This window comes from Streptomyces rapamycinicus NRRL 5491, assembly GCF_024298965.1.
Lineage (GTDB): Bacteria > Actinomycetota > Actinomycetes > Streptomycetales > Streptomycetaceae > Streptomyces > Streptomyces rapamycinicus.
This window is the reverse complement of sequence record NZ_CP085193.1, coordinates 445389-460667: the sequence shown is the minus strand read 5'-3', so window position 1 is coordinate 460667 and position 15279 is coordinate 445389. Positions and strand designations below refer to the sequence as shown.

Sequence of the window (15279 nt, the reverse complement as noted above, 5' to 3'; positions counted from 1 at the left end):
CGTTAGGACCGCGTGACGTTCGCCGTCAATGACCGGGCGTTAGGAAAATGTTGACTCACGTTCGGTTATGGTGAGTGGCACCTCGACATGGCTCCGCGGTCGTGCGCCCTCCCGGACCCGCGCCGTGAGCAGGTCGAGCGCGCGCCGGGCCATCGTGCGGACATCCGCCCGGACGGTCGTCAGGCTCGGGGAGGAGTACTCCGCATCCTCGTCGTTGCCGAACGCGACGACCTGGACCTGCCCCGGTACGTCCCGGCCCGCCCTGCGCAGTGCGCGCAACGCCCCGTGCGCGAGCGGCTCTTCGAGCGCGAGCACCGCGTCGAACGGCGCTTCCCCGCCCGGAAGCCGGGCCAGAAGCCGAGCGATCGCCACATGCCCGTCTTCCCGGGAGGACTGTGCCGTCTCCACGACGAGAGACGGGTCGAACCTCCGCCCCGCCGCCGTCAGCGCGCGCCGGTATCCGCCGGTGCGCAGGGCGGCCGCACTGTCGCCGCCCGCCTTCCGCTCACCGCCCAGCAGCACGACGCGCGAGGCGCCACGGTCGAGCAGCAGCCGCACGGCGGCCTCGGCCGCGACGGTGTCCCGCGACGTGACACTGTCGAAGGGGCCCTCCACCCGGCGCGATCCGATCAGCACCGCGGGGCCGGGGGACGGCAGGTCCCTCAGGTCCCGCGCGGTGATCGCGGTCGGCATCAGCAGCACGCCGTCCGAGAGGCCCCCGCGATTGCGCAGCACCTCCACCTCCCGCTCGCGGTCGCCCCCGGTGGGCTCCATCACGACGCTGATGCCCTCGGCCTCCGCGAGATCGAAGACCGCGGCGGCGAGGGGCGCGCAGTAGCCGTACCCGAGGCCCGGCACGGCGAGCGTCACCGTGTCCGTCGCCCTCGAATTCAGGCCCCGGGCCAGGGGGTTGGGGCGGTAGCCGAGCTCCTCGACCGCGGCGCGCACCGCTCGGACGGTCGCCTCGTTCACCTGCCCGGTGGCATTGACGACGTTGGACACGGTCTTGACGGACACACCGACGGCGGCGGCCACGTCGCGCATGCGCACCACCGTCGGCCGGCCACCGGACGGCTCCGGATCATTCACTGGCAACGGCGCTCGACTCCCGTTCGACAAGGCGGAACCCGACCGTATGGTGTCCCGGTTCGGGGAGCACCGCGCCGGTGGTCCGCGCCTGTGCGCGTTCGGCCAGGAGCGAGACGGCACGGTGCGCCATCTCCTCCCGCCCCGGGTCGACGGTGGTGAGGGTGGGAGCGCAGTACGCGGCCTGCGCGACATCGCCGAACCCGACCACGGCGACGTCCCCCGGCACGGTGCGCCCCGCGTCCCGCAGGCCGCGGAGCGCGCCCAGGGCGAGCGCGTCGCCGAGTGCGAACACGGCGTCCGTATCGGGCGCCCGCCCGACGAGCGTCCGCACCGCGTCGGCGCCCGCCGCGAAGGTGACGGTCTCCGTGCTCACCACCCGTCGGCGGCTCACCGGCAGCCCGGCGTCGCGCAGACCCGCGACGTACCCGAGATAGCGCTCGTCGCTCTCCGCCGGCTGCGCCTCGCCGGGGGCCAGGGCGGCGATGCGGCGCCGCCCGCCCGCGGCGAGATGGGCCACGACCGTGCGCGCCGCCTCGAACCGGTCCGTGTCGAAGGAGTCGACGCGGCCGGCGGTGAACGACGCCGTGGCCACGACCAGCGGCTTCGTCACCGTCAGCGCCCGCATGTCCGCCTGGCCGAGCGCGACAGGAACGAGCAGGATTCCGTCCACATGCCGCAGGTACGGGTCGTCACAGACACCGCGCTCGCGCCGCACATCGCCGTGTGTCTGCGTGATGCGCACGGACATTCCATGCCCCTGGGCCTCGCGCAACACGGAGTCGGCGAATTCGCGGAAGTAGGGGACCGTGACACTCGGCAGGGCCAGCCCCAGCACATGGGAGCGGCCCGAACGCAGCCGCCGCGCGGCCAGGTTGGGGCGGTACCCGAGCTCGTCGATCGCGTCCTGCACCCGCCGCCGGGTCTCCTCCCGGACGTTCCCGCGGCCGCGGGCCACGTTCGACACCGTGCTCACCGAGACACCGGCGAGGGCGGCCACGTCGCGCAAGGTCGCGGAACCGCGCGCCGCGGAGTCCGCACCCGCCTCAGACAGCCGTCCGCGCACAGCCCACCGAGCCCCTTCCACCACGACGGAAGTCTAGCCCGCGCCCGCCGCGGAGCCTGGCCTCAGCGCTGGTGTCCGGCTCTCGTTCGCTGTGCGGGAACGGTCGCCACCGCGGCGGACGGGAGGCGGTTCATAACGGTGGTTCGGCGGGCCGCGCCTGCGCCGCGGTCAGACCGCCGCGCCCGGGACCAGGAGGTCGCCCGGGATGCCCGCCTTGTCCGGGGCGTAGTAGTCCTTGATCCCGGCGACCCAGCCGGCCACCTGGATCCGGTCCAGGTCCGAGGGGCCGAAGGCGTCGAAGAGCGCGTCGATGTTCGCGCGCTTGAAGCCGATCGCCCTCATCAACGCGACGAACGCGGGGCGCTCGATGAGCCCGTCGCCGTCCGGGTCGCCGAGCGCGGCGAGCGCCTCGGCGAACACACCGATCGTCGGGTCGAAGCGCTCGGGCGAGAGCACGCAGGCTACGTACTCCTCGTAACTGATCTTGCCGTCGTCGTTGGCGTCCAGTTCCGTGGCCAGGGTCGTCCAGTACTGGCGGAACGCGGCGCGCATCGCGTCCTTCGCCGGCTTGTCCGCGTCGGGCGCGGCGTCGATGACGTTGTTCGCCATGAGGTCGAAGTCATCTGCTTCGAGGACGCCGTTGCCATTGGCGTCGAAGAGGGAGAAGACGTGTGCGACCCGCTTGGTGGCCTCCGTGCGCATGAATGTTGTCACCCTTCTTCGATCCGTGGGCTGTTCAGGGCGGTTGGGCGGAAGACAGGAACAGCCGCCGTGTTTGGGCGCGGCCGGAAGTTCGTGTCCGGCTGCGCTGCTCACTATTTGGCCGACGGCTTGCTCATACCATGGGTATTGCTCTTCTTTCACTCGAAAGAAGTCCCTTACCCCCGTTCCTCGATGCCGGGGATCCCGCATATCGCGGGCGTATCGAGAATCGCATACGCGACGGCAACGGCCCTCCGTCTCCAATGGGGGCATGAACCAGAACGCATCCCTGTCCGCACCGTCCCGCCGCGCGCGCGGAATCGTGCTCCTCGGCCTGGCGGTACTGGGCATGGCGGGCGCCGTGTTCGTCATGCGGCGGCCGCTCATGATGTCCGCTCCGAGGTGCATGGCCGGGCGGTGGCACGGCTGCTTGGACACTTTCAACGGTGTGGTGCTCATGACGTTGGTCGCGCTGCCGTTGGCCGCGCTGGTGGCGTGGGCGCTGGCGCGCCGTCGCCGCCGTGCCGCCGGCGTCGCATCGGCGTGGCGGATGTCGCTGGCCGAGGTGGGCATGGTGCACGGGACGGTGCCGTTCCTGTGGCTGACCCTGATGCCGGGTGCCGGTGCCGGTGCCGGTGCCGGCGCCGTCCCGCCACGGGTGAGCCTGGTGCCGCTGCGGGACCTGGTCACGATGGGGCCGCTCGGGATCGTAGGCAACCTGCTGGTCTTCGCGGCGCTGGGGTTCTTCGCCCCGGTGCGGTTCGTGGCGCTGGCGTCCGCGCCGCGGATCCTGGCGCTCGGGGCGGGCTGCTCGGTCCTGGTCGAGACCGCACAGTACGTCCTGCGGCTGGACCGGGTGTCCTCCGTGGACGACGTACTGGTCAACGCCGCCGGCGCCGTACTGGCCGCGCTGGCGTCGCGCCGCTGGTGGCGCACTACGGCGGAAGCGCCGTCCGGCCGGTCTCGCCACGCGCCGGCACCGGCGGGCTGAGCCGCGTGTCCGGTGCGCACACGTCTTTGCATACGCCGGCGATATGTTGTGCCGCTTAGGCTTCGGACATGCGAGTGCTGCTCGTGGAGGACGAGCCCTACCTGGCCGGAGCCGTCCGCGACGGTCTGCGGCTGGAGGCGATCGCCGCCGACATCGCCGGCGACGGCGACTCCGCCCTGGAACTGCTCAGTATCCACTCCTACGACCTCGCGGTCCTCGACCGCGACATCCCCGGCCCCTCCGGCGACGAGATCGCCCGGCGCATCGTCGCCTCCGGCAGCGGCATCCCGATCCTCATGCTCACCGCCGCCGACCGGATCGACGACAAGGCTTCCGGGTTCGAGCTCGGCGCCGACGACTACCTCACCAAACCGTTCGAGCTGCGGGAGCTCGTCCTGCGGCTGCGGGCGCTCGACCGCAGACGCGCGCACGTCCGGCCCCCGGTCCGCGAGATCGCGGGCCTGCGCCTCGATCCCTTCCGCCGGGAGGTCTTCCGCGACGGACGCTACGTGGCGCTCACCCGCAAACAGTTCGCCGTGCTCGAAGTCCTCGTCGCCGCCGAAGGCGGTGTCGTCAGCTCCGAAGAGCTACTGGAGCGGGCCTGGGACCACAACGCCGACCCCTTCACCAACGCCGTCCGCATCACCGTCTCCGCCCTGCGCAAACGACTCGGCGAACCATGGCTCATCGCCACGGTGCCCGGCGTCGGCTACCGCATCGACACCGGCATGGACACCTCCCACCCCGGCTCCACTCATGAATAGACGCCCAGGGCTCAGCGCCCGACTGAGACTCACCATCAGCTACGCCGGATTCCTCCTCCTCGCCGGCGCTCTCCTGCTGGCCGTGGTCTGGGTATTCGTGCTGCGCTGGCTGCCGGACGACGACCCCAGGTCCATCAAGAAGACGTTCGGCGGCGCGATCGTCATCCTCGGGCCCAACCGCTCCGACCTCCTGCGCGGCTTCGCCCCCGCCGCGGCCACGGCACTGGCCTTCCTCCTCGTGTTCGGCCTCCTGGGCGGATGGATCCTCGCCGGCCGGATGCTCGCACCACTCACACGGATCGCGCACGCGGCACGGATGGCCGCGAACGGGTCGCTGTCCCACCGGATCCGCATGAAGGGCCGCCAGGACGAATTCCGCGAACTCGCCGACGGGTTCGACACCATGCTCGAACGGCTCGAGTCCCACGTCGCCGAGCAGCGGAGGTTCGCCGCGAACGCCTCCCACGAACTGCGCACCCCGCTGGCGATCTCCCGGACACTCCTCGACGCCGCCCGCAGCGACCCCACGCGGGACCAGGGCGAACTCATCGAACGCCTCCACACGGTCAACACCCGGGCGATCAACCTCACCGAGGCCCTCCTGCTGCTCAGCCACGCCGACCGCGGGAGCTTCACCCGCGAGCCCGTCGACCTCTCCCTCATGGCCGAAGAAGCCGCCGAAACGCTGCTTCCCCTCGCCGAAAAGCGCCGGATCACGCTCGACGTCACCGGCGGGACAACCCAGACCGTCGGCTCCGCGGCGCTCCTCCTGCGGATGGTGACGAACCTCGTCCAGAACGCCATCGTCCACAACCTCCCCGCGGGCGGCACCGTAACCGTCCACACCGAAGCGGGGCACGACGCGAGCGTGCTGCGGGTCGAGAACACGGGCCCTCCGCTCCCATCGGAACTGGTACCGACCCTCACCGAACCGTTCCAGCGGGTAACAGAACGCATGCGCACCGACGAGCACGCCGGCGTCGGCCTCGGGCTGGCCATCGTGCACAGCATCGTCCGGGCACACGACGGTAGCCTCGACCTCACACCCCGCCCCACCGGCGGCCTCCTGGTCACGATCCGACTTCCCGGCACACCGCAGGCGAAGGGTATGTCATCCGCCGTCCGGCCGTAGGTGGAGCAGGAGGAGGGCGATGTCATCGCTGCGGGGGTCGGTGTGCGGGTCGTGGCGGATGAGAGTCTCGGCCAGGGTGGTCATGGGCAGGTCCGGGGCTTGTGCGAGCTCGTCGGCGAGGTGGGTGGTCGCGTCGTCGAGGTCGACGTCGGGACTTTCGACGAGGCCGTCGGTGTAGAGGGCCAGCACGGCGCCGGGCGGCAGGGGGATCTCGGCGGCCGGGTAGTCGGCGTCGGGGTCGATGCCCAGCAGCAGGCCGGGCGGCAGGTGGAGGATCTCGGTGTGGCCGTCGGGGTGGCGCAGCAGTGGCGGCGGGTGGCCGGCGGTGGCCAGGTGGGCACGGTGGTGCGCCAGGTCGATGTGGGCGTAGAGGCAACTGGTGAACAGGCCGGGGTCGAGGTCGGTGAGCAGGCGGTTGGTGCGGGCCAGGACTTCGCCGGGAGGTGCGCCGGCGGTGGCGTGGACGGCGGTGCGGACCTGTCCCATGAGGACGGCGGCGTTCACGTTGTGGCCTTGGACGTCGCCGATGGCCGCGGCGACGGTGGTGGCGTCGCAGCGGATGAGGTCGTAGAAGTCGCCGCCGATGTCCATGCCGCGAGCCGTGGGCAGATAGCGGGCTGCTACCTCCAGGCCGGGCACGGTGGGGAGGGTCGCGGGGAGCAGGCCGCTCTGCAGACTGTGGGCGAGCTGGTGTTCGGCGTCGTAGAGGCGGGCGCGGTCGAGGGCCTGGGCGATCAGCCCGGCGAGAGAGGTCAGTACGGCGCGTTCGTCGGGGGTGAAGCCGTGCGGCTGGTCGTAGGAGACCACGCAGCAGCCGACCGGGCGGCCGGAGGCCAGCAGCGGCAGGAAGGCCCAGGCCGCCCTCTTCGTCAGCCGTGGGATGTCGGGGGCGAGCTGTTCCATCTCGCGGGGGGAGGCGAAAAAGAGGGGGATTCCCGTGGTCACGGCGCGCACGGTGGGGGCTGACTCGTCCCGGAAGGGAGGGATGTCGAGGCGGTTGATGACCTTGGCCGGGTAGCCGCGGTGGCCGACGACACGCAACCGGTCGCCCTCGGCGACGGACAGGACGAAGCCCTGGGCGCCGAACGCCGGCAGGACCAGGTCGGCGGTCAGCTCGACTACGTCCCGCACGCTGACGGCCTTGGTGAGCGCGCCGGCCAGGTGCATCAGGTCGTACAGCGTGCCGACCCGTGCCGGTGTGGCGACGCTCGACGCGCGCTCCGGCTCCGGGTTGTCCACGGGGGTGGTGTGGTCGGTGGGGGAGATGCGCACGCTGACGCCGGTGGCGTCCGGACAGAGCTGGAAGGACAGCCACCGGTCCGGCGGGCGGAGGGCGGTGATGGACGTGGGCCGGCGGCCGAGGACCGCGGCCCGGTAGCGGTCTTCGAAGACCGGGTCGTCCAGCCATGGCAGTGCCTCCCACAGCGGTGCGCCCAGCAGATCCGGGACGCTGCCGCCGACCAGGTCGGCGGCGGTGGTGCTGATGAAGGAGATCCGGCCCTCCGCGTTCAGCACACAACAGCCCTCCGTAAGGCGGTCGGCGAAGTCCACCGCGGCCCGCGTGGCGGTCCGGGCACGCGGTGGGGCCACCACATGCGGCTCCCCGGGTGATATCGGGTGCCCGTCCGCGGCGGCATGCCGCAGGAGCGCGCCCGCACGGTCGCAGGTGGAGCGGATCACGACGCGCTCATGCGCGCTCAGATGCGAGGGGCGCGGTTCGGGCCACAGCAGCACCAGTCCGCCCCAAGCGGTGGCACCGGAGGTGAGCGACGCGGCGGCCAGCGCTACGGGATAGGGCCAGACCAGTGCCGCCCTCGGGTAGCGGCGCGCGAGCTCGGCCTGGCTGGGGAGCCACACCAGGCGCCGCTCACGGACCGCGTCCGCCACGGGCCCCGGGGCCGGAAGCAGCAACCGTTCCCAGAGCACGGTGATCTTTGGCGGCACCCCGGTCGTCATGGCCAGCCGCAGCACCTGCCCGCCCGGCGGCAGCAGGTACACCAGACCCGCTGACGCGCCTGTTTCCCGAACCGCCTCGCACAGCAGCGCATCCAGCAGCTCCGTACCGGAGCCGACGGCGGGCGTGGTGTCGTCCCGTGGCGTCCGCCCCTCTTCCGGGAGGTCCCGCACACGCCCGAAGCGGCGCCTGGCCGCCTCGCCGCTGGTCCCCAACGCGGCGCCGATCCGGGCCCAGCTGGCTCCGGCCTGGCGATCGGCGAGCACCGCGTACCGCACCAACCGCTCAGCCAGCCCGGGAACCTCCGCCACCGCGGCACAGTGCCGGCCCACCGCGGCCTCCCGCGCCGGGGACGGATCGCCCGACTGCCGTGCTACCGCCTGAACTCGGGCCATCAGGTCCGCGCCCGCGAGCACCATCGTCTGCCGTGTCCGGGCCGCCGCCGGCCATCGGTGCCGCGCCCGCCAGGCCGCCTGTCGGTGGGCCGGGCTGCAATACCGCCGATTGTGGCCGCCCTGATCCGGTAGCAACGCATCGCACCATTGACACCGAACATCACCCATATGGATACATTACGCCCGCATGGGGTGACGGCGGCGAGGGTGAGAACGAGGCCGGGCGAATGGGCCATCTTGCCCAGTGCATGCCAATGGTGCGAAAATCCGGAAACCGGTGCCCGCCCGTGAGCCGTTCGGCGAACCGGGCACGACCCACGCTCAGCCGGCTGATCTCGACAGCAAGGGGGAGTGGCGTGTCAGGCGCACCGAGGTTCGGGCATGTGTCCGTGGCGGCGACGGCGGCCGTCCTCGCGTTCCTTCTCCCCGCATGCGGCGGCGACGGCCAACCGGGCGGAAACGGCCCCGCCGCCTCCGCGTCGCTCGACCCCGAGGCGGACTTACGCAAACAGCGGCTTACCGTCTCCAACTGGGACGGCTATCTGCCGAAGGACCTTCCCGCCCGGTTCAAGTCGGCCGTCGGCACGCCCATGACCGTCGCCAAGCACAGCACCAACGAGGAGATCGTCGCCAAACTGACCGCCTCCGCCGACAGCGGCATCGACGTGGCGTTCGTATCGGGCCAGTACGCGCAGGCGCTCGCGGCGCAGGGGCTGCTCGAACCCATCCACCACGATCTGGTGCCGCACCTGAAGAACCTGGACCCGCTCGCCGCCCGGCTCGCCCATGACAAGGGCAACGTCTTCTCCGTCCCGTACACCTGGGGCACCACCGGGCTCTGCTACCGCAAGGATCTCGTCGGCCACGCCCCCGACAGCTGGAACGACCTGCTGAAGCCGCGCGCCGCGGTCAAGGGCAAGGCCACCATGCTGAAGACCGAACGCTGGCTCTTCCTCCCCGCGCAGAAGGCGCTCGGCTACTCGGTGAACACCACCGACGAGCAACAGCTCGCCCGGGTCAAGAAGTTGCTGCTCGCCGCGAAGGACGGGCTCCTCGCCTACGACGACACCACGTTCGGCGACCGGCTCAGGTCCGGGGAGGCCGTGCTGGCGGAGGCCTGGGACGGCTGGTGCCCGACCGACGACAAGGGGATCGGCTTCCTCGGGGACGCCGCGACGGCGTACACCCGGATCGTCACGGAAGTCACCGCGGGCTGATGGCCGGCCGGGGGAGGGCGGCCGGAGGACCACACCTGCGAGCCCGTCTCGTCCTGCTCGGCCCGGGCCTGTCCTACCTGGCCGTCCTGCTCCTGCTGCCGCCGGCCCTGCTGATCGGCTACACGGTCTTCCGGCGGGGCCGCTTCGGCGGGATCGCGTACGAGGACGGAAGCACCGGCGAGAACTTCGCGCGGCTCACCGACCCCCTCTACGCCGGCGTCCTGGTACGGCACGCTGGCCGGCGACGACGAGGTCCTGCGGGGCCTGGTCAACACGCTGGTCGTGGCCGCGGGCGCGACCGCCCTGTCCACCGTCCTCGGCACCCTGCTCGCCGTGGGCCTCGCCCGCCACGCGAGCCGGTCGCGGCTGCTGCCCGCCCTGTCGGTGCTGCCCGCCGTCCTGCCCGACATCGTGCTCGCGATCGGACTGCTCGCCTTCTACTCGCTCGTCTCGGCCACCCTCGGCCTGCACTCGGTTCTGCTCGCCCACACCGTCTTCGGCCTCGCCTTCGTCACGGCCGTCGTGCGCACCCGGATCGCCCATGTCGACCCCTCCCTGGAGGAGGCCTCACGCGACCTCGGCGCGGGCGAGGTCACCACCTTCCTCCGCATCACCCTGCCGACCCTCGCCCCCGGCATCGTGGCGGGCGCGCTGACGTTCACGCTCTCGCTCGACGAGTTCGTCATCGCCTTCTTCACCGCGGGACCGAAGGACCCCACCCTGCCGATCGTCATCTACTCGATGATCAGGTTCGGCGTGACCCCGGAGATCAACGCGCTCGCCACCCTGCTGCTCGCGGTCAGCTTCACCGTGGTGATCGCCGCCCAGCGGGTCAGCCGGCTGACGGAGGCGCTGTGATCCGTATCCATGCCGTCACCCGGCGGTTCGGCGAGGTCACCGCCCTGGACGGGGTGAGCCTGGAGATCGCGGAGGGCGAGTTCTTCGCCCTGCTCGGCCCGAGCGACTGCGGGAAGACGACCCTGCTGCGCGTCCTCGCCGGATTCGAGGCCCCGGACAGCGGCACGGTCACCCTGGACGGCCGGGGCCTGCTGGCCGTGCCCGCGCACCGGCGGCCGGTCAACCTCATGTTCCAGTCGTACGCGCTGTTCCCGCACATGAGCGTGGAGAAGAACATCGCGTACGGGCCGGCGCGGGAAGGGCTCGCCCGGGCGGAGATCGGCGAACGGGTCGCGGCCGTACTCGCCACCGTCGGGCTGACCACGCGGGCCCGCAGACGGCCGCACCAGCTGTCCGGCGGGCAGCGGCAGCGGGTCGCCCTCGCCCGTGCCATCGTCAAACGCCCCCGTGTGCTGCTGCTCGACGAGCCGCTGTCGGCGCTCGACAAACAGGTCCGCGCCGAGATGCAGCTGGAGCTCAAGCGCCTCCAGCACGAGGTGGGCATCACCTTCCTCGTCGTCACCCACGACCAGGAGGAGGCCATGTCGCTCGCCGACCGGATCGCCGTCCTGGACGCCGGGCGCGTCCAGCAGGTCGACACCCCCGTCGAGCTCTACCGGCACCCTCGGGGCCGGTTCGTCGCGGGCCTCGTCGGCGCCAACAATGTCTTCTCCGGACGGCTGCTGCCCTCCGGCGGACTCGACGTACCCGGCGTCGGCGTCCTGCCCGCCCCGGCCGGGAAGGCGGCGGGGCTGGTCGGCGTACGTCCGGAGAGCATCCGGCTCGCCGCCCAGGGCGCGGACGCCTATCTGCGCGGCACGGTGCTGGACATCAGTTACTTCGGCGGCTCCTCCAGGATCGCCATCACGGTCCCCGGTCTGGACCGGCCGGTCCTGCTGACCGTTCCGGGCCCGGCCACCGTGGTCTCCGGGGCCCGCGTCGCGCTGTCGTGGGACCCGGAGAGCGCGGTACTGATCGAGACGACGGGAGACACTCCTTGAGCGAACCCCTGACCATCCTCTTCGCGCCGGAGAGCGCGTACGGCCCGACCAACAACTGCGTCGGCATAGGCGATGTACTGCGCCGGCGGGGCCACCGCGTGGTGTTCGCGGCGGAGGCGTCCTGGAAGGGCAGGCTCGCCCCGCTCGGCTTCGAGGAGGACCTGGTCGACCTGGCCCCGCCGCCCGAAGGACCCCAGCAGGCGGGCCAGTTCTGGAAGGACTTCGTACGGGAGACCGCCCCCGAGTTCCAGAAGCCCACGATCGAACAGCTGGGCACGTGGGTCAGGCCGGTCTGGGAGGAACTGACCGCCGGCGCCCGGTACTGCGAACCCCGGCTCAGGAGCATCGTCGACCGGGTCCGGCCGGACGTGATCGTTGAGGACAACGTCGTCTGCTTCCCCGCGCTGACCACGGCGGACGTGCCCTTCGTGCGGATCGTCTCCTGCAACCCGCTGGAGGTGAAGGGCGAGCACGTTCCCCCGCCCTTCTCCGGGTACCCGGCCGGTGACCGCGCGGGCTGGGCCGAGTTCCGTGCCGAGTACGACCGCACGCACCGCGAGCTCTGGGCCGAGTTCAACGCCTGGGTCGTGGACCAGGGCGCGAGGCCGCTGCCCGACCTGGAGTTCATCCACGACGGCGACCTGAACCTGTACGTCTACCCGGAGACCGCCGACTACGCCGAGGCCCGCCCGCTGGGACCCGCCTGGCACCGGCTGGACTCCTCGGTCCGCGAGACCGACGAGGAGTTCACCCTGCCGCCGGAGGCGGCCGACCGGCCCGAGGGCAGCGCGCTGATCTACTTCAGCCTCGGCTCCCTCGGCTCCGCCGACACCGGCCTCATGCGCCGGATCATCGCCTCCCTGGCGCGCACCCCGCACCGCTACATCGTCTCCAAGGGGCCGCTGCACGACGAGATCGAACTGCCTCCCGCCATGTGGGGCGCGGAGTTCCTCCCGCAGACGCGGATCCTCCCGCTGGTCGACCTCGTCATCACCCATGGCGGCAACAACACGACCACCGAGAGCCTCCACTTCGGCAAGCCCATGATCGTGCTCCCGCTCTTCTGGGACCAGTACGACAACGCACAGCGGGTCGCCGAACTCGGCTACGGCGTCCGCCTCGACCCGTACCGCTTCACCGACGCCCAACTGCACGGCGCCCTCGCGGAGTTGCTCGGCGACACCCGTCTGCGGCACCGGTTGGCGGAAGCCTCCACCACCATCCGGGCCCGCGACGGGCTGCGCACCGCCGCCGACCTCATCGAGCGGCACGGCCACGAAAGGTACGGAACATGAGACTGTCCTTACGGCTCGGCCTCGGCGTCGCCGCCCTCGCGACGCTCTCCGCCTGCGCGGACGGGCCCTCGTCGCCCTCCGACGGTGACTCGGGCGCCCGGGCCACGCTCCGACTCGCCGTTCCCTCGGCCGTGATCGCCCCCAAGGAAGAGGTCGCCACCCACGCGGTGAGCGACGCCGAGGGCTATCTGGCCGGGGAGAAGCTGAAAGTCGACGTGATCAACACCGACGGGTCGGTGGCGGCGGTCCAGGCCGTCGCCTCGAACAGCGCCGACATCGCGCCGGCCGACGCGGGAGCCGTCCTCGCCGCACGGGAGAAGGGCGTCCCGGTGAAGGCCATCGGGGGCCTGGTACGGAACTGGCCGTGGCGCATGGCCGTCCGGCCCGGCAGTGGGGTCAGGAGCCCGGCCGACCTCAAGGGGAAGAAGATCGGGGTCATCAGCCTCGCCTCCGGCTCGGCCATCTACGCCCGCGCGTACGCGAGCGACGCCGGACTGGACGCGGCCGAGGACGTCGACCTGCTGCCGGTCGGCGTGGGCGCACAGGCCCTGGCCGCCCTCGAGGACGGCAAGGTCGACGTGCTCGCCCTGTACACCCAGGCGTACACCACCATCGAGAACGCGGGCACCGAACTGCGCTATCTCGACAACTCCGATGCCTTCGACGGCATCCGCTCCCTGACCTACGTGGTGACCGAGAAGACCCTCAAGAGCAAGAAGGACGTGCTGACGCGCTACTTGCGCGCCTCCTACAAGGCACTGCTCTTCTCCGCCGTCAACCCCGAGGCCGCGATGCGCGACGGCTACCAGGCCTTTCCCCAGCTGCTGACCGGCAAGAAGGCCGACGACCGCATCGCCGACGACACCAGGACCCTGGAGGCGTGGATCAAGACCGCGGTCCCCGACACCGGTGAGCCCGGGAACTTCGAGGACTGGGGCGCGATCAGCGACGTGGAGTGGGACAAGACGGTCGCCTACACCAGGACTGCCGGTCAGATCACCGAGGACGTTCCGATCCCGGCGCTGTGGGACGACAGCCTGCTGGGGGGCGCGAACGACTTCGACCCGGCGACCGTGATCGCCAAGGCGAAGGCCGCCGGGTGACGGGGCAAGGCGGGGAGAACAGGAGAGCGGGGGGACCGTGGGCGAAGACCGCTGGATCGAAGTCACCGGGCTGCACAAGACCTACCGGCCGCGCAGGTCCGAGCCGACCCACGCACTCTCGGACATCACCTTCACGGTCCGACGCGGCGAGTTCGTGTCGGTCGTCGGCCCGTCGGGGTGCGGCAAGACCACCCTGTTGAAGATCCTCGCGGGGATCGTCTCCAGAAGCCGGGGGACGGTCCGCGTCGCCGGCCGCGACGTGACGGGGCCGCTGCCCGAGGTGGGCATGGTCTTCCAGACGCCCACCCTGCTGCCCTGGCGCACCGTGCTGCAGAACGTGATGGTGCCCGTGGAGATACGGAAGCTCGATGCCTCGGTGTACCGGAAGCGGGCCGAGCGGCTGCTCGCGATGGTCGGCCTCGACGGCTTCGAGGGCAGACACCCGCATGAGCTGAGCGGCGGGATGCAGCAGCGCGCCGGAATCTGCCGGGCCCTGGTGCACGACCCGGCCGTGCTGCTGATGGACGAGCCCTTCGGCGCACTCGACGCCCTGACCCGCGAGTCGATGAACGTCGAGTTGCTGAGGGTCTGGCGGGAGAGCGGCCAGACCGTCGTGTTCGTCACCCACTCCATCCCCGAGGCGGTCTTCCTCTCCGACCGGGTCGTGGTGCTCAGCCCCCGCCCCGGCCGGATAGCCGAGATCGTCGACATCGAGCTCGAACGCCCGCGCACACTCGGCGCGATGGCCTCGGACCGCGCCGGAGTCTTCGTCGAGCGGATCCGCGGGCATTTCAACGCCACCTGGGGGATCGACTGATGAAGCGACTCATGAAGGGGCTCATGAAGCGACTCCGCGAGCGGCGGCTGCGCGTGGACCTGCGCGAGCGCCCCGAACTGCTGCTCGCTCCCGCCGTCTTCGTCGTCACCACCCTGGCCTGGGAATTCGCGGTCCCCGCCTTCGGTATCGACGACTACGTGCTGCCGCGCCCCTCGCAGATCTTCGACGCCCTCCGCACACAACTGGCGGACCCGCTGTTCTGGGGACATCTGAAGGTGACGGTGCTGGAGTCGAGTTACGGCTTTTTGCTAGGAGTGGCGGCGGCGCTGGTGCTGGGCACCGCGATCTCCCAGGTGCGGCTGATCGAGCGCACCTTCATGCCGTATGTCGTCGCCTTCCAGACGGTGCCCAAGGTGGCGCTCGCGCCGCTGTTCGTCGTCTGGTTCGGTTTCGGCATGACGAGCAAGGTCGTCATGGCGGCGGTGATCTCGTTCTTCCCCGTGCTGGTCAACGTCATCGAGGGGCTGCGCTCGGCCGACGCCGACCGGATCCAGATGCTCACGGTGTTCGGCGCGGGCAGGTTCCAGGTGTTCCGGATGGTGCGGCTGCCGAGCGCCCTCCCCTTCATCTTCGCCGGCCTGGACATCGGGATCGTCTTCTCGATCCTCGGCGCCGTCGTCGGCGAGTTCATCGGCGCGAAGGAGGGCCTGGGATACCTCCTGCTCCAGACCAACTACAACTTCGACATCGCCGGGATGTTCGCCGTGCTGGTGGTGCTCTCCGTACTGGGGCTGATCGCCCACTTCATCATCCGGTTCGCCCGGAAACGGCTCGTCTTCTGGGCCGAGGAGAACCGGGTGATCGGCGTATGACGAACCGAGGACGACAGAGGCAGGGA

Annotated in this window: 14 protein-coding genes; 10 read left to right on the top strand and 4 right to left on the bottom strand. The window is 71.2% G+C overall.

Annotated elements, in window-relative coordinates:
• Positions 1-39 precede the first annotated feature (39 nt).
• From LIV37_RS02080 to LIV37_RS02070, 3 genes are all read right to left on the bottom strand, one after another.
• Positions 40-1044: a LacI family DNA-binding transcriptional regulator gene (locus LIV37_RS02080; RefSeq protein ID WP_020865444.1), complete on the bottom strand. Its 1005-nt coding sequence runs from the start codon at positions 1042-1044 to the stop codon at positions 40-42.
• Between the two features lie 37 nt (positions 1045-1081).
• Complete coding sequence (locus tag LIV37_RS02075; RefSeq protein WP_121825916.1) at positions 1082-2176, bottom strand: LacI family DNA-binding transcriptional regulator; 1095 nt, start codon at positions 2174-2176, stop codon at positions 1082-1084.
• Between the two features lie 144 nt (positions 2177-2320).
• Complete coding sequence (locus LIV37_RS02070) at positions 2321-2854, bottom strand: EF-hand domain-containing protein (RefSeq protein WP_020865442.1); 534 nt, start codon at positions 2852-2854, stop codon at positions 2321-2323.
• Between the two features lie 271 nt (positions 2855-3125).
• Here LIV37_RS02070 and LIV37_RS02065 point away from each other — a divergent pair, with 271 nt between their 5' ends.
• From LIV37_RS02065 to LIV37_RS02055, 3 genes are all read left to right on the top strand, one after another.
• Positions 3126-3845: a VanZ family protein gene (locus tag LIV37_RS02065; RefSeq protein ID WP_020865441.1), complete on the top strand. Its 720-nt coding sequence runs from the start codon at positions 3126-3128 to the stop codon at positions 3843-3845.
• A gap of 68 nt (positions 3846-3913) precedes the next feature.
• Complete coding sequence (locus LIV37_RS02060) at positions 3914-4609, top strand: response regulator transcription factor (RefSeq protein ID WP_121825917.1); 696 nt, start codon at positions 3914-3916, stop codon at positions 4607-4609.
• Positions 4602-5741, top strand: a complete 1140-nt coding sequence (locus LIV37_RS02055) for a sensor histidine kinase (RefSeq protein ID WP_121825918.1) — start codon at positions 4602-4604, stop codon at positions 5739-5741. The genes LIV37_RS02060 and LIV37_RS02055 overlap by 8 nt, the downstream gene beginning before the upstream one ends.
• Here the strand turns inward: LIV37_RS02055 and LIV37_RS02050 are convergent.
• A complete protein-coding gene (locus tag LIV37_RS02050; RefSeq protein WP_020865438.1) occupies positions 5721-8114 on the bottom strand; it encodes a SpoIIE family protein phosphatase in 2394 nt (797 codons plus the stop codon). The two genes, LIV37_RS02055 and LIV37_RS02050, sit on opposite strands and share 21 nt — an antisense overlap.
• Positions 8115-8446: 332 nt before the next feature.
• Between LIV37_RS02050 and LIV37_RS02045 the strand changes: the two genes are divergently transcribed.
• From LIV37_RS02045 to LIV37_RS02015, 7 genes are all read left to right on the top strand, one after another.
• Positions 8447-9307, top strand: a complete 861-nt coding sequence (locus LIV37_RS02045) for a polyamine ABC transporter substrate-binding protein (RefSeq protein WP_243146422.1) — start codon at positions 8447-8449, stop codon at positions 9305-9307.
• A 282-nt stretch (positions 9308-9589) separates the two neighbouring features.
• A complete protein-coding gene (locus LIV37_RS02040; protein WP_020865436.1) occupies positions 9590-10165 on the top strand; it encodes an ABC transporter permease in 576 nt (191 codons plus the stop codon).
• A complete protein-coding gene (locus LIV37_RS02035; protein ID WP_020865435.1) occupies positions 10162-11205 on the top strand; it encodes an ABC transporter ATP-binding protein in 1044 nt (347 codons plus the stop codon). Before LIV37_RS02040 ends, LIV37_RS02035 begins: the two co-directional genes overlap by 4 nt.
• On the top strand, positions 11202-12500 hold the full coding sequence (locus LIV37_RS02030; RefSeq protein WP_020865434.1) for a glycosyltransferase: 1299 nt from the start codon (positions 11202-11204) through the stop codon (positions 12498-12500). Before LIV37_RS02035 ends, LIV37_RS02030 begins: the two co-directional genes overlap by 4 nt.
• Positions 12497-13603, top strand: coding sequence for an ABC transporter substrate-binding protein (locus LIV37_RS02025; protein ID WP_020865433.1), 1107 nt, complete (start codon positions 12497-12499; stop codon positions 13601-13603). The genes LIV37_RS02030 and LIV37_RS02025 overlap by 4 nt, the downstream gene beginning before the upstream one ends.
• 37 nt (positions 13604-13640) lie before the next feature.
• Entirely contained in the window at positions 13641-14420 is a 780-nt protein-coding gene (locus LIV37_RS02020; protein WP_020865432.1) for an ABC transporter ATP-binding protein, read from the top strand.
• 23 nt (positions 14421-14443) lie between these two features.
• The gene (locus tag LIV37_RS02015; protein ID WP_243146423.1) at positions 14444-15253 is read left to right on the top strand and encodes an ABC transporter permease; all 810 of its coding nucleotides are present in this window, start codon (positions 14444-14446) and stop codon (positions 15251-15253) included.
• The last annotated feature ends 26 nt before the right edge of the window (positions 15254-15279 follow it).

Bases quoted from the DNA above. Each gene is read 5' to 3' on its own strand.
- LIV37_RS02025 (WP_020865433.1), top strand. From the start codon at position 12,497: ATGAGACTGTCCTTACGGCTCGGCCTCGGCGTCGCCGCCCTCGCGACG.
- LIV37_RS02080 (WP_020865444.1), bottom strand. From the start codon at position 1,044: ATGCGCGACGTGGCCGCCGCCGTCGGTGTGTCCGTCAAGACCGTGTCC.
- LIV37_RS02060 (WP_121825917.1), top strand. From the start codon at position 3,914: ATGCGAGTGCTGCTCGTGGAGGACGAGCCCTACCTGGCCGGAGCCGTC.
- LIV37_RS02070 (WP_020865442.1), bottom strand. From the start codon at position 2,854: ATGCGCACGGAGGCCACCAAGCGGGTCGCACACGTCTTCTCCCTCTTC.
- LIV37_RS02015 (WP_243146423.1), top strand. From the start codon at position 14,444: ATGAAGCGACTCCGCGAGCGGCGGCTGCGCGTGGACCTGCGCGAGCGC.
- LIV37_RS02065 (WP_020865441.1), top strand. From the start codon at position 3,126: ATGAACCAGAACGCATCCCTGTCCGCACCGTCCCGCCGCGCGCGCGGA.
- LIV37_RS02055 (WP_121825918.1), top strand. From the start codon at position 4,602: ATGAATAGACGCCCAGGGCTCAGCGCCCGACTGAGACTCACCATCAGC.
- LIV37_RS02050 (WP_020865438.1), bottom strand. From the start codon at position 8,114: ATGGTGCTCGCGGGCGCGGACCTGATGGCCCGAGTTCAGGCGGTAGCA.